General features: G+C 32.7%; 9 protein-coding genes. 3 read left to right on the top strand and 6 right to left on the bottom strand.

The annotated features are described in order from the left end of the window. Positions 1-135 precede the first annotated feature (135 nt). Positions 136-3,108 (top strand): protein translocase subunit SecDF, encoded by a 2,973-nt coding sequence (gene secDF, locus BUA99_RS06665; RefSeq protein WP_072989931.1) that lies wholly within the window; start codon positions 136-138, stop codon positions 3,106-3,108. Between the two features lie 633 nt (positions 3,109-3,741). On the opposite strand, the gene lgt is transcribed toward secDF, so the two are convergent. The 5 genes from lgt to BUA99_RS06640 form a co-directional block, all read right to left on the bottom strand. Further along, positions 3,742-4,698, bottom strand: coding sequence for a prolipoprotein diacylglyceryl transferase (gene lgt, locus BUA99_RS06660; RefSeq protein WP_072989928.1), 957 nt, complete (start codon positions 4,696-4,698; stop codon positions 3,742-3,744). A 65-nt stretch (positions 4,699-4,763) separates the two neighbouring features. Then, positions 4,764-5,012, bottom strand: coding sequence for a membrane protein insertion efficiency factor YidD (yidD, locus tag BUA99_RS06655; RefSeq protein ID WP_072989925.1), 249 nt, complete (start codon positions 5,010-5,012; stop codon positions 4,764-4,766). Between the two features lie 41 nt (positions 5,013-5,053). Then, on the bottom strand, positions 5,054-6,532 hold the full coding sequence (gene cysS, locus BUA99_RS06650) for a cysteine--tRNA ligase (protein ID WP_072989922.1): 1,479 nt from the start codon (positions 6,530-6,532) through the stop codon (positions 5,054-5,056). A 193-nt stretch (positions 6,533-6,725) separates the two neighbouring features. Beyond that, complete coding sequence (gene folE, locus BUA99_RS06645; protein ID WP_072989919.1) at positions 6,726-7,397, bottom strand: GTP cyclohydrolase I FolE; 672 nt, start codon at positions 7,395-7,397, stop codon at positions 6,726-6,728. A gap of 407 nt (positions 7,398-7,804) precedes the next feature. Continuing rightward, a complete protein-coding gene (locus BUA99_RS06640; RefSeq protein WP_072989916.1) occupies positions 7,805-9,010 on the bottom strand; it encodes a pyridoxal phosphate-dependent aminotransferase in 1,206 nt (401 codons plus the stop codon). A gap of 127 nt (positions 9,011-9,137) precedes the next feature. Here BUA99_RS06640 and BUA99_RS06635 point away from each other — a divergent pair, with 127 nt between their 5' ends. Further along, entirely contained in the window at positions 9,138-10,466 is a 1,329-nt protein-coding gene (locus BUA99_RS06635; RefSeq protein WP_072989912.1) for a retropepsin-like aspartic protease, read from the top strand. 50 nt (positions 10,467-10,516) lie between these two features. Here BUA99_RS06635 and BUA99_RS06630 read toward each other — a convergent pair whose 3' ends face one another. Beyond that, the gene (locus tag BUA99_RS06630; protein ID WP_072989899.1) at positions 10,517-10,903 is read right to left on the bottom strand and encodes a DUF1573 domain-containing protein; all 387 of its coding nucleotides are present in this window, start codon (positions 10,901-10,903) and stop codon (positions 10,517-10,519) included. Positions 10,904-11,064: 161 nt separating this feature from the next. Here BUA99_RS06630 and BUA99_RS06625 point away from each other — a divergent pair, with 161 nt between their 5' ends. Next, positions 11,065-13,698 (top strand): valine--tRNA ligase, encoded by a 2,634-nt coding sequence (locus BUA99_RS06625; protein WP_072989897.1) that lies wholly within the window; start codon positions 11,065-11,067, stop codon positions 13,696-13,698. The last annotated feature ends 35 nt before the right edge of the window (positions 13,699-13,733 follow it).

The raw sequence follows: 13,733 nt of genomic DNA, 5'->3' as shown, positions 1-13,733 counted from the left end.
TATATATTTGCTCGGTTTAAAAAAATTAGGTAATTGTTATCACTTCCTTTTGATTTCGAAAATGAATGTAATGCATTGCTGTATAGGGTTTAAAGCAAAAATAAATAAATAAAAAATAATTAATTTTTAGTAATAATGCAGAATAAAGGACTAATTAAATTTTTCGCAATTCTATTTGCATTGGTAAGTATTTACCAACTTTCTTTCACTTTTGTTGCAAGTAAAGTAAAAAACGATGCAAAATCTTTTGCTAACGGCGATTCTGAGAAGGAAGTGAAATACTTAGACTCTATTGGTAAAGAGAAAGTATTTAATCTTGGTTTTACCAATTTCACTTTCAATGAAGTTAGTGATAAACAAATCAATAAAGGTCTTGACTTAGAAGGAGGAATCAATGTTATTCTTCAAATTTCGGTTAAAGATATTTTGAAAGGATTATCTAATAATTCTAAAAATCCAGTTTTTAATAAGTCTTTGGCTGATGCAACTGCAAATCAAAAAGGGAATCAAACTTATTTGGATGCTTTCTACGATGCTTTTGATGCAAATTCAAAAGGAACTGTAAAACTTGCCTCTCCTGATATTTTTGCAAATAGAAGTTTGCAAGGTGAGGGTGGAGTCGATTTTCAAATGACAGATTCAGAAGTAAAAAAAGTAATCGCAAGAAAAGTTGATGAATCTGTAGAAAGTGCTTTTGGAGTACTCAGAAAACGTATAGATAAATTTGGAGTGACGCAGCCTAATATTCAAAAATTAGGAGAGTCTGGTAGAATTTTAGTAGAACTTCCTGGTGCAAAAGATGTAGATAGAATTAAAAATTTATTACAAAGTACAGCACAATTAGAATTTTGGGAAACTTATAAAATTGATGAAATTGGTAATTTTTTAATGGCAGCTAATGAGTCATTGAAGAAAACCGAGATTAAAACAACTGAAGCTAAACCAGTTGTTAAGGATTCATTAAGTGCATTGTTGTCTGATGGTAAAGATTCAGCTACTGCTTCAAAAGGGAATAATCCTTTATTAGATAAAATTATTGCTCAAGGTGGCGGACCCGTATTAGGTTTGTTTTCACCAAAAGATACCGCTGTTGTTAACGGATATTTAAAAAGAGCTGATATTAGAATTTTATTATCAGGGGAACAACGTTATGCTAAATTTGTTTGGGGTATTCCAACGCCAATTAAAGATGCAAAAGGTAAAGATGTTGATGCAGTAGAATTATACGCTTTAAAAGGAAATAGAGATAATGTTCCTGCAATGAGCGGTGGTGTTGTTACTGATGCAAAAGATACTTTTGACCAATTAGGAAAACCGGCTGTATCTATGCAAATGGATGGTCAAGGAGCAAAATCTTGGGAAGAGTTAACTGGAAGAGCATACACGCAAAAAAGCAATATCGCGATCGTTCTCGATGATGTAGTTTATTCTGCTCCTGGAGTTTCTAGTGGACCGATTTCAGGCGGAAGATCTGAAATATCTGGTGCATTTGATGTGACACAAACTAAAGATTTAGCGAATGTTTTAAGAGCAGGTAAGCTACCAGCTGCTGCTGATATTGTTCAATCAGAAGTGGTAGGACCATCTCTTGGTCAAGAAGCTATTGATAATGGTACAAATTCAGCGATTATAGGATTACTTATTGTATCACTTTGGATGATGATCTACTATGGTAAGGCGGGATGGTATGCAAATATTGCATTGGCAGTAAATTTACTTTTCCTATTTGGAATTCTCGCAAGTCTTGGCGCAGTCTTAACTTTACCTGGTATTGCTGGTATTGTATTAACAATGGGTACTGCTGTAGATGCAAATATTATCATCTATGAAAGAGCTAAAGAAGAATTAAGAGACGGTAAATCTCTTGAGGAAGCTGTGAAAACATCATATAGCTGGAGAGGTGCAATGTCATCTATCACCGATGCGAATGTAACTCACATTTTAACTGGAGCTGTATTATTTATTTTCGGTTCAGGACCAATTAAAGGTTTTGCTACAACATTATTAATTGGTATTGTAACCTCGTTGTTTACCTCTATTTTTATTGCTCGAATCTTTATTGATTGGAATATTAGCAAAAGGAATAGTTTGACATTTGTTACTAATTTCTCCAAGAATATTTTCACTAAATTCAATTTTGATTTCTTAGGTAAAAAGAAAATAACTTATATTATCTCTACAATTATCGTTATTGTTAGTTTTTCTTCACTAGCAATTAATGGTCTTGATGAAGGTGTAGATTTTGTAGGGGGAAGAACATTCCAAGTACGTTTTGAAAAACCAATTGAAACTGAAATTGTAAAAGCAGAATTAGCTCAAGTATTTGACGGAAGTGCCGAGGTGAAGGTGTTTGGTAACGACAACCAGTTAAAAATTACTACAAAATTTAAAGTTCAAGAGGCAGGTAGCAAAGCAGATGAAGAAGTAAACAAACTATTGTTTGCTACTTTGAAAAAGCATTTTTCTGCCGATATGACTTATGAAAAATTTGTAAACGCGTATGATGGTAAAAATTTAGGAGTTTTACAAGCTTCAAAAGTAGGACCAACAGTTGCAGAAGATATTAAAACTAATGCTTATTGGGCTGTCATAGGAGCAATGGCTTTGGTATTCCTATATCTAATGATCAGTTATAGAAAATGGCAGTATAGTTTAGGTGCTATCGCTGCAGTGGCACATGATGTTATCTTTGTGTTAGGAGTATATTCATTGTGTTATAAATTCATGCCTTTTGGTATGGAGATTGACCAGCATTTTATCGCTGCAATCCTTACAGTTATTGGTTATTCGATGAATGATACCGTAATTGTATTTGATAGAGTACGTGAATACTTAGCTGGAAAAACTAAAGGTAATTTCTCTGAAATTGTAAATCAATCGATTAATACAACAATGTCAAGAACTATCAATACATCGCTTACCATGATAGTAGTATTGTTGATTATGTTTATTTTTGGTGGAGAATCTATTAGAGGTTTTATATTTGCAATGCTTATTGGAATTTTAGTGGGAACCTACTCATCACTATTTATTGCTACACCGATTCTTGTTGATACTATTTCCAAAGAAGATAAGGATAGAGTAGAAAAAGCGCACTTAGATTCTTAAAATTCTTTAAAACTATTTATAAAAGAGATTCACCGCAAGGTGAATCTCTTTTTTTTGTTTTACTATTTTGGTTTTTCTCTAATCCATTTAAATGTCAAATGATACAACAAGGTTTAAGCGAATATAAATAGATATTAAATATATTTATTAATCGGTTGGATGTAATTAGTATTTGATGGTGATTTTTCGTCAGTTTGAGTATTATTCGATAGAAAAATGTATCGAGAACAAGAAAAATTTCTTTAAAAATGGTTTTCGATACATTTTTTGCTCCGTTTTACTGCACAAAAAACACTCGAACTGACGTTTTGAATAATTACACCCAACGGGTATTTATTAAGTAATTTCTGTTTGACTCGTTCTTTTAATTAACTTTGTTGTAAAGTAATTAATAAGTTCCCGAAGTTTGTTACAATGATTTATAGGAAATATAAATTTTAGCACGCAATTATAATTTCTAATTTAAACCATTGAAACATTATTTTTCTGCTTTCTAAGATCAGCTGCTGTATGAAAAAATATTAAGTTATTTGTCACTTAGCTGTTACATACACTAGCAGTAATATCTATATAATATAAAAGCGTTAACCACATGACATGTAGTTAACGCTTTTTTTAATTTTAGGAGTTAAATTATAAACGCGCTATCTCTTTTTTAGCTGTAAATATGAAATAAAGACCTATCATCACAAAAGGAATACTTAGCCATTGTCCTGTCGAAAATAAGCCCAATGCACTTTCAAAACCACCTTGACTTTCTTTAACAGACTCAACAATAAAGCGAACGGTAAATAAAAGAACTAGAAACATACCAAAAATATATCCTGTATATTTTCTTTTTTCTGTTTTCCAATACAATAAAAATAAAACAGCGAAGACAAATACATAGCAAAAAGCTTCATATAGTTGTGTTGGATGTCTTGCTGGAACTTGCTCTAATAATATAGCAAATTTTGGATCATGAGCTATTGCTGCATAAGCAGCAGTTGGGTTTGGAATCTGCGTCGCATTTACGGCATCCATAGGAGTAAACTGATCTCTAATAAATTTTATACCAAGAGGCGACGTCGTTTTGTAACCTATAATTTCTGAGTTGAAAAAATTACCTAAACGAACAAAAATAGCACCACTGGCAACAGGAATTACTATGCGATCTAGGATCCATAGCTGCGGTCTTCGTAGAATGTTTTTACTGTAAAAATACATTGCGATAATTATTGAAATCGCTGCTCCATGACTGGCTAATCCTTGAAAACCTGTGAATTCCCATCCAGCAACGATGTTAAATAAAGATTCATTTGGATTTTCTCTTATTGGTAATAATATCTCTATTAGATGATTCCGATAATATTCCCAATCATAAAAGAATACGTGGCCTAATCGAGCGCCTAACAAGGTCGCTAAAACGGACCAAATAAATAAGGAATCTAGCTTTTCAATTGATTCGCCTTCACGATCAAATATATTTTTCATAATATACCAACCCAATCCAAAAGCTACAACAAACATTAAGCTGTAATATCTTATAATGAAAAAACCCAAATCAATTCCTTCAGAAGGATTCCAAACTATGTTTAATGCGTGTGTCATTTAATGTTAATTTAATTTTAAAAGTAAAAATAGGATTTTAAATTACTCCTAGATGCAAATAAGTATTAATGTTTATGATTGCAATGATTTTCTGGTACGGGATCGTAGCCGCTGCCTCCCCATGGATTACAGCTTACAATTCGTTTTAATCCTAAGTAGCCTCCATAAAATAATCCATATCTTTTTAGAGCCTCTATCATATATGTTGAGCAAGTAGGTTCATACCGGCAGGCAGCAGGGGTAAATGGCGAAATAGCAGCTTGATAAAACCGAACTAATAAAACAAAAGGAAATATGAGAATTTTCGAAATCATATTTTACTCATTTACGATTTTATAGACTTTTAAACAAGGGATTATAAGCTAAAAGTTGTTCCTTCTTTGCCATCTTTCAATTGGATTCCCAATGAAACTAGTTGATCTCTTATTTGGTCAGACAATGCAAAATTTTTATTTTCTCTTGCTTGTTTTCTCATATCAATAAGCATATTCACAGTTCCTTCTAGTTTGTCATCGTTACTACCTGAAACTTTCTCATTTTCAAGTCCTAGCACATCGTAGATAAAAGCGTTCATTGCTTTTTTGAAAAGTTCTAAATCAATGGCATTTAAAGTTTCTTTGCCATCAATTAATAAATTAATAAACTTCACTCCTTCAAACAATTGTGCGATTAAAATAGGCGTATTAAAATCATCATTCATAGCATCGTAGCACAATTGTTTCCATTTACCAATAGCAATGGAGCTTTTTTCGGAGGACTCTATATCATTTAAGACACTCACTGCTTCCATCAGTCGTTTATAACCTTTCTCAGCAGCAACAATTGCATCATCAGAAAAATCAAGAATACTTCTATAATGGGCTTGCAACATAAAAAATCGTGCAACTGATGCAGAGAACGCCTTACTTAAGATTGTGTTTTCTCCTGTCAAAATTTCTCGAGGAAGAATATTATTTCCGGTAGATTTAGCCATTTTTTTACTGTTCAAAGTCAACATATTGGCGTGAAGCCAATAATTTACAGGAGTTTGACCAGTACAAGCTTCATTTTGAGCAATTTCGCATTCATGATGGGGAAATTTTAAGTCCATTCCGCCACCATGAATATCAAAGTGGTTTCCTAAATATTTTGTACTCATTGCCGTACATTCTAGATGCCATCCCGGAAAGCCATCACTCCATGGAGAAGGCCATCGCATAATATGTTGTGCTTCTGCCTTTTTCCAAAGCGCAAAATCTTGTGGATTCCTTTTATCAGTTTGACCATCAAGATTGCGGGTGTTTGCAAGCATATCTTCAATATTTCTGCCGCTCAATACTCCATAATGGTTTGTCTTATTGAATTTAACTACATCGAAATAAACGGATCCATTAGCTTCATAACCAATCCCATTATCAATAATAGTCTTAATAATTTCGATCTGTTCAATAATATGGCCTGTGGCAGTTGGCTCAATACTTGGAGGTAAAAAATTAAAAGCTTTTAAGATTTCATGAAAATCTACAGTATAACGTTGCACTACTTCCATAGGCTCAAGCTGCTCTAAACGTGCTTTTCTCGCAATTTTATCTTCACCTTCGTCTACATCATCCACAATATGCCCTACATCGGTTATGTTACGTACATATCTCACTTTGTAATCTAAATGCAAAAAATATCTAAAAATCACATCAAATGACATGAAGGTACGAACGTTGCCAAGATGTACATTACTGTAAACCGTAGGTCCACAAACATACATCCCAACATTTCCTTTGTGAATAGGTATAAATATTTCCTTTTCCCCAGATAAAGAATTGTAAATTTTTAAAGTCTGTGTTTCGTATAAGGGCATTTCAATTTTATTTTAGGAGACTATTTAACTCGTCAGTTATTTGTGCTCATGCACTACTAATTAATGTGATTTTTTAATTCGAACGAGCGAATTAAAATGATTCTGCGTCAAGTTGAAGTAGAGCATTTTTGATGTTGCGTAAGTAATTTTTCTCTTTAATTTATCTTTTTTACTATCCAAAGATTAGAAATATTTAAAACTTTGTATCCATTTTAATGTAATCTAAAAATTCTAGACGAGCCTGTGGATCTTTAAATTTTCCACCGAATTCTGATGTAACCGTGCTGCTTTCGATATCACTGATTCCACGAGAATTTACACATAGATGCTTGGCGTCAATTACGCAAGCTACATCATCCGTTCCAAGAGCAATTTGTAATTCTTGAACAATTTGCATTGTTAAGCGCTCTTGAACCTGAGGTCTTTTAGAATAATATTGTACAATTCTGTTCATTTTTGATAAACCTATGACTCTTCCGTTAGAGATATAAGCCACATGTGCTCTACCAATAATAGGAAGTAGATGATGCTCACAAGTAGAATAAACTATTATATTTTTCTCTACTAACATTTCACCGTACTTATAGTTATTTTCAAAAGTTGATGCTTTTGGTTTGTTTTTTGGATTCAAACCTGCAAATATTTCTTTCACAAACATTTTTGCAACGCGATTTGGCGTGCCTTTTAGACTATCATCAGTTAAGTCCATTCCAAGCGTTTGCAAAATACTTTCAAAATCTTTTTTGATTTTTTCTATTTTTTCTTCGTCAGAAATATCGAATGCATCATCTCTAAGTGGATTTTTTGCGGATAAGCTAACGTGATTATCTCCTATTTCGTCTTGAAATTCTTCTTTATTTATCATTAAATGCAACTGTTAAATTGATTGTATTTTATTTAAGGGGTAAAGATAAATAATAAAAATTAAAGAATTTCTTTAGCTTGTATTATTTAAATGGATGCTTGTTAATTTTGAATCAAATGTTGTGAGGTCTACCTAAGTTTAATCTAGGAGCACGATGATCACAGGAGAAATAATAGGGTTAATTAATTGAATTTGTGGAATTTCTATAAAAATAAAAAAAGGCTCCGCTACTCCTTAAAATTAACTTTCTTTTATTAGATATTTTTGGTGTAGACTAAAAAATAAGTCAAGTTATATTGAGTTGGCCTTTCATTTACGCACTGAAACAGAAAAAAGCAATAACTGGTAGGTTGTTGCTTTTTTATAATTACTCGATACTTAGAAAAATTTTGAAATTCTAACTCTTGTTAGCCTTTTCTCGGTATTGCGTTATAAACTGGAATGGCCGCTTTTAATATTCGTACTGCACTAATTAAATCTTCTTTTTTCAAAACATAAGCTATTCGTACTTGATTCGATCCCATTCCAGGAGTAGAGTAGAATCCGGCTGCTGGTGCGACCATAACCGTTTCACCATTTAAATCATAACTTTCTAAAAGCCATTGTGCAAAAACATCAGCATTATCAATAGGAAGTTGCGCGATACAATAAAAAGCACCTTTAGGTTTACTTACAATAACACCTTCAATTTTATTTAGCTCCTCTACAAGTGTATCTCTGCGTTCTCTGTATTCTGATATAACTTCATCAAAATAACTTTGTGGAGTGTCTAACGCAGCTTCACTTGCAATTTGTTCAATTGTTGGTGGGCTTAATCTTGCTTGTGCAAATTTCATAGCAGTAGCCATTAATTCTTTGTTTTTAGATACGATACAGCCTATTCTAGCACCGCACATACTGTATCTTTTTGAAACAGAATCAATCATGATGGCATGTTGCTCAAGTCCTAAAATATTCATTACTGAGTGGTGAATATCACCATCATAAGTAAATTCACGATATACTTCATCAGAAATTAAAAACAAATCATGTTTTTTAACTAAATCAGCCAGTTGCATTATTTCCTCTTTTGAATATAAATATCCAGTCGGATTTCCCGGATTACATATAAGTATTGCCTTGGTTTTAGCGGTAATCAATTTTTCGAAATTAGCAATTGCTGGTAAGGCAAATCCCGTTTCGATAGATGAAATTACTGGAATTACTACTGCTCCTGAAGCTATTGAAAATCCATTGTAATTAGCGTAAAATGGTTCTGGAATTATAATTTCATCTCCTGGATCCATTATACTTCCCATAGCAAACATCAGCGCTTCTGATCCTCCCGTTGTAACAATAATATCTTCGATGTTTACCGGAATATCTTGATTGCTGTAATATTGAGCTAATTTTTTTCTGTAGCTTTCATTTCCAGCTGAATGACTGTATTCAAGAATCGTTAAATCGATGTTTTTAACTGCATTCATGGCAACTTCGGGAGTTTTTATATCCGGTTGACCGATATTCAAATGGAATACTTTATTTCCTTTTTTCTTTGCAATTTCTGAGAAAGGAACTAATTTTCTAATTGGGGATTCAGGCATTGATCTGCCTTTGCTTGATATTGTTGGCATAGTATTAATTATTGAATTGCAAATTTGCGATTTTTTTTTTGAATTTTAGGCAACTTAAAAGTGTATAAATTGTTAAATCTGCAGTTAACATAATATTATTTTATTATTTTTATCAAAAACAAAAACAATGATTAGAGTAGTGTTTTTATTTCTTTTTTCTATTACTGCAACTTTAGTATTTGCACAACAAGGTTTTAGGTTTGACAAGGAAAGTACTAAGATCAAAATTCCGTTTAAGTTGATAAACAATTTAATTTTTGTTCCTATCAAAGTCAATGGAATTGAACTGAATTTCCTGCTAGACACCGGAGTTTCTGAAACAATTTTATTTAGTTTAGAAGATAAAAAAGAAGTGCGTTTTTTTAATGCCGAAAAAATATTGCTAAAAGGCTTAGGTAATCAAACTGCTGTTGAAGGATTAAAATCTACTAGCAATATTTTAGAATTTGACGGGTTGAAGATTACAAATCATATGCTGTATGTTGTTCTTGACCCTGAATTCAATTTGTCTTCGCATATAGGTATTCCTGTTAATGGAATCATTGGTTACCAGTTTTTTAGAGATAATTTAGTTGAAATTAATTACGCTAAAAAATGTATTTCAGTTTACAAGGATATTCCAAAAAATCGCAAAAGGATTGAGAAAAAGTTTAGTGTAATTCCTATTTCTATCGAAAAATCAAAACCGTATGTAAATAGTAAAGTAACATTGAATGATCACGATATTGATGTAAAATTACTCGTAGATATCGGCAATAGCGATGCTGTTTGGTTATTTGAAGATCGCTCTGATCTAATAAAAGTTCCAATTAAAAATTTTAGTGATTTTTTAGGAAAGGGATTTAGTGGCGATATTGAAGGTAAACGAGCGCGTATAAAAAAGTTTCAAATTGCAAATTTCGAATTTAAAAATCTGATAGCTGCTTTTCCCGATTCCATTTCAACAAAACACGTTACTATGGTCGCTGATAGGATGGGATCAGTTGGGGGCGAAATTATGAAGAGATTTGATGTGGTTTTTGATTATCAAAATCAGCAGTTGTACCTAAAAAAGAATAGAAATTACTCCTTTGTCTTTAATTACAACAAAAGTGGTGTAGATATTCAGCATAATGGCTTACAATGGGTTCAAGAGACCGTTCCATTAGAAACTGTACCAGTAAACTCTCAGTCAAATGGAATTGAAGTGTACCATTCGAGGTCAGACTTTAAATATAAATTTAAGCTAAAACCCGTTTTTGAAATCTCGAATGTTAGAAAGAGTTCTCCAGCAGCGTTAGCAGGATTAGAGAAAGGCGATATTATTATTAAAATAAACAATGTGTCCACAATCAAGTATTCATTGCAAACTATTAACTCTATATTTAGATCTGAAAACGATAAATGGATTAGTCTTGAAGTGGAACGCAATAATGTAATCCTAAAGTTTAGATTTGAACTTACTAATATTTTATAAAAAAAAGTGCTTATAATTATTTTTTTAAAAGCACTTTAGAATTAATAATATTAGTTTGAAACTACCTCACCTTTTATTTTCAGGGCAACTCTACCGTTGTCATAATTCACGGCATTCGATTCAACTGTAATCGTTTTTCTAATAGGTCCGGGAGCCATGTTGTACTTTACAGTAATTTTACCAGTCTTACCTGGCATAATAGGCTCCTCTGGTTTAGTAGGAACTGTACAACCACAAGTAGATAGTACATTTGTAATTATTAGGGGAGCATTACCTGTATTTGTAAAAATAAAATCACGTGCTCCATTTTCTGTTTTATTAACCGTGCCATAATCTATTGTATTATCCTTGGCAGAAAATATGATTTTAGGACCATTTTGAGCAAAACTAATAGTGCTAATTAGTATTATTGCGAGTAAAATTATATTTTTTTTCATGTTTGTTTATTTGGGATCATTTAGTAAATATACTTTGTTTTAATTAATGCACAAATATTTATTTCTCTTTTTATACTGTACTTAATTATTTACTTTTGTTGCCAATTCCAATTACAAATATCACACCAAACATAATGTTTTGGTTTTAACAGTTGCATTATATGATTATTCCCGCACAATTTGACGCTAAAACTATAGAAGATAAGTGGTATGATTACTGGATGAAAAACAATTATTTTCATTCAAAGCCAGATCATCGAACTCCTTATACCATTGTAATTCCACCACCAAATGTGACTGGAGTTTTACATATGGGTCACATGTTAAACAATACTATTCAAGATGTTTTAATTAGGAGAGCTCGTCTAAAAGGATTTAATGCTTGCTGGGTCCCAGGAACAGACCATGCTTCGATCGCGACAGAAGCAAAAGTAGTGGCTAAGTTAAAAGCCGAAGGAATTAATAAAAATGATTTAACGCGGGATGAATTTTTGGCACATGCTTGGGAATGGACTGATAAATATGGTGGCGTAATTCTCGAACAACTTAAAAAACTGGGCGCTTCTTGCGATTGGGAACGTACAAAGTTTACTATGGATCCTGATATGTCAGCATCTGTAATTAAATCGTTCGTGGATTTATACAACAAAGGTTTGATTTATAGAGGTTACCGTATGGTAAATTGGGATCCCGAAGCAAAAACAACTTTGTCTGATGAGGAAGTTATTTACGAGGAACAACAAGGTAAATTGTATTTTATAAAATATAAAATTGATGGAAGTGAAGACTTTCTAACGATTGCTACAACACGTCCCGAAACAATTTTTGGAGATACCGCTATTTGTATTAATCCTAATGATAAGCGATTTGCTCATTTGAAAGGTAAAAAAGTTATTGTACCTATTTGTGGGAGAATAATTCCTATTATCGAAGATAATTATGTTGATGTTGAGTTTGGAACTGGTTGCCTGAAAGTAACTCCCGCTCATGATATGAATGATAAAGCTCTAGGCGAAAAGCATAATTTAGAGATCGTTGATATTCTTAATGAGGATGCTACTTTAAATAGTTTTGGATTGCATTATCAAGGTAAAGACCGTTTTGTCGTTCGTGAAGAAATTGCTACAGAATTAGAAACGAGTGGCGCTTTAGCAAAAACGGAGATTCATTTAAATAAAGTGGGTACTTCTGAGAGAACAAAGGCGGTTATAGAACCCCGATTATCAGATCAATGGTTCTTGAAAATGGAGGATTTAGTCAAACCAGCTATTCAATCTGTTTTAGTTGATGGAGATATAAAATTACATCCAGCACGTTTTAATAATACCTATGCACATTGGTTAAACAATATCCGGGATTGGAATATTTCGCGTCAATTGTGGTGGGGACAACAAATTCCTGCTTATTTTTATGGTGACGCGAAGGAGGACTTTGTAGTTGCTGAAAACATAAATGATGCTCTGACTTTAGCCAGAGAAAAGACAAAGAACTATGAACTAAGTACTGCGGACTTAACTCAAGACGTAGATGCTCTTGATACGTGGTTTTCTTCTTGGTTATGGCCAATGTCTGTTTTTGGGGGGATTATGGATCCAGAAAGTGCAGATTTTAAATACTATTATCCAACGAATGATTTAGTGACTGGTCCAGATATTTTGTTTTTTTGGGTAGCGCGAATGATTATTGCAGGTTACGAGTACACGGGTAAAAAACCATTCACAAATGTTTATTTAACTGGTTTAGTTCGCGACAAACAACGTCGTAAAATGTCTAAATCATTAGGTAACTCTCCAGATCCATTAGAGTTAATCGAAAAATTTGGTGCCGATGGTGTTCGTGTAGGTTTGCTTTTAAGCGCTTCTGCCGGAAACGATATTATGTTTGATGAAGAATTATGTAATCAAGGAAAAGCTTTTACAAATAAAATTTGGAATGCGTTTAAATTGATTCAAGGATGGGAAGTTTTAGATTCTATTCCGCAACCGGAATCGTCAAAAGTAGCGATAGAATGGTACGAAGCTAAGTTGCAACAGACACTATTAGAAATAGAAGATAATTTTGAAAAATATAGAATTTCTGATGCTCTAATGGCGATCTATAAACTGGTTTGGGACGATTTTTGTTCTTGGTTTTTAGAGATGATTAAACCAAGTTACCAGCAACCAATTGACAGCGTAACTTTTGCGAAAGCAATAGAAATGCTGGAAAATAATTTAAAATTACTCCATCCGTTTATGCCATTTTTGACTGAGGAAATTTGGCAAATAATCGCAGAAAGAACTATTGATGAAGCTTTAATTGTTTCTACTTGGCCAGAAATAAAATCTTTTAATGCTAGATTAATCGTAGATTTTGATCATACGATCGACGTAATTTCAGGTGTCAGAACCATTCGTAAAGACAAGAACATACCTTTCAAAGATGAAATTGAATTGAAGGTGATGAATAATGATCAAACTTCTACCTATTTTGATTCGGTTGTAATCAAATTAGGAAATATTACTGCACTAGAATATGTTTCTGAGAAAGTGGATGGTGCTTTATCTTTTAGAGTAAAATCGAATGAGTATTTTATTCCAATCAGTGGCAGTATTGACGTTGAGGCTGAAATCGCTAAACTTAATACAGAGTTACTTTATATTAAGGGCTTTTTAAAATCAGTTCAAAACAAATTAGCGAATGAAAAATTTGTAGCTGGTGCACCAGAGAAAGTTCTAGCAAATGAAAAACAAAAAGAATCAGATTCATTAGCGAAAATTGCGACTATTGAACAAAGTTTAGCTGGATTACAATAGAGATTAAAGATTTTCTACAAAAAATAAAAAGCCCA

Source organism: Flavobacterium segetis (genome assembly GCF_900129575.1).
GTDB lineage: Bacteria > Bacteroidota > Bacteroidia > Flavobacteriales > Flavobacteriaceae > Flavobacterium > Flavobacterium segetis.
The sequence above is the reverse complement of the archived record's forward strand: the minus strand, read 5'-3'. Positions and strand labels throughout refer to the sequence as shown.

Bases quoted from the DNA above. Each gene is read 5' to 3' on its own strand.
- folE (WP_072989919.1), bottom strand. From the start codon at position 7,397: ATGATAAATAAAGAAGAATTTCAAGACGAAATAGGAGATAATCACGTT.
- BUA99_RS06640 (WP_072989916.1), bottom strand. From the start codon at position 9,010: ATGCCAACAATATCAAGCAAAGGCAGATCAATGCCTGAATCCCCAATT.
- secDF (WP_072989931.1), top strand. From the start codon at position 136: ATGCAGAATAAAGGACTAATTAAATTTTTCGCAATTCTATTTGCATTG.
- BUA99_RS06630 (WP_072989899.1), bottom strand. From the start codon at position 10,903: ATGAAAAAAAATATAATTTTACTCGCAATAATACTAATTAGCACTATT.
- yidD (WP_072989925.1), bottom strand. From the start codon at position 5,012: ATGATTTCGAAAATTCTCATATTTCCTTTTGTTTTATTAGTTCGGTTT.
- BUA99_RS06625 (WP_072989897.1), top strand. From the start codon at position 11,065: ATGATTATTCCCGCACAATTTGACGCTAAAACTATAGAAGATAAGTGG.
- cysS (WP_072989922.1), bottom strand. From the start codon at position 6,532: ATGCCCTTATACGAAACACAGACTTTAAAAATTTACAATTCTTTATCT.
- BUA99_RS06635 (WP_072989912.1), top strand. From the start codon at position 9,138: ATGATTAGAGTAGTGTTTTTATTTCTTTTTTCTATTACTGCAACTTTA.
- lgt (WP_072989928.1), bottom strand. From the start codon at position 4,698: ATGACACACGCATTAAACATAGTTTGGAATCCTTCTGAAGGAATTGAT.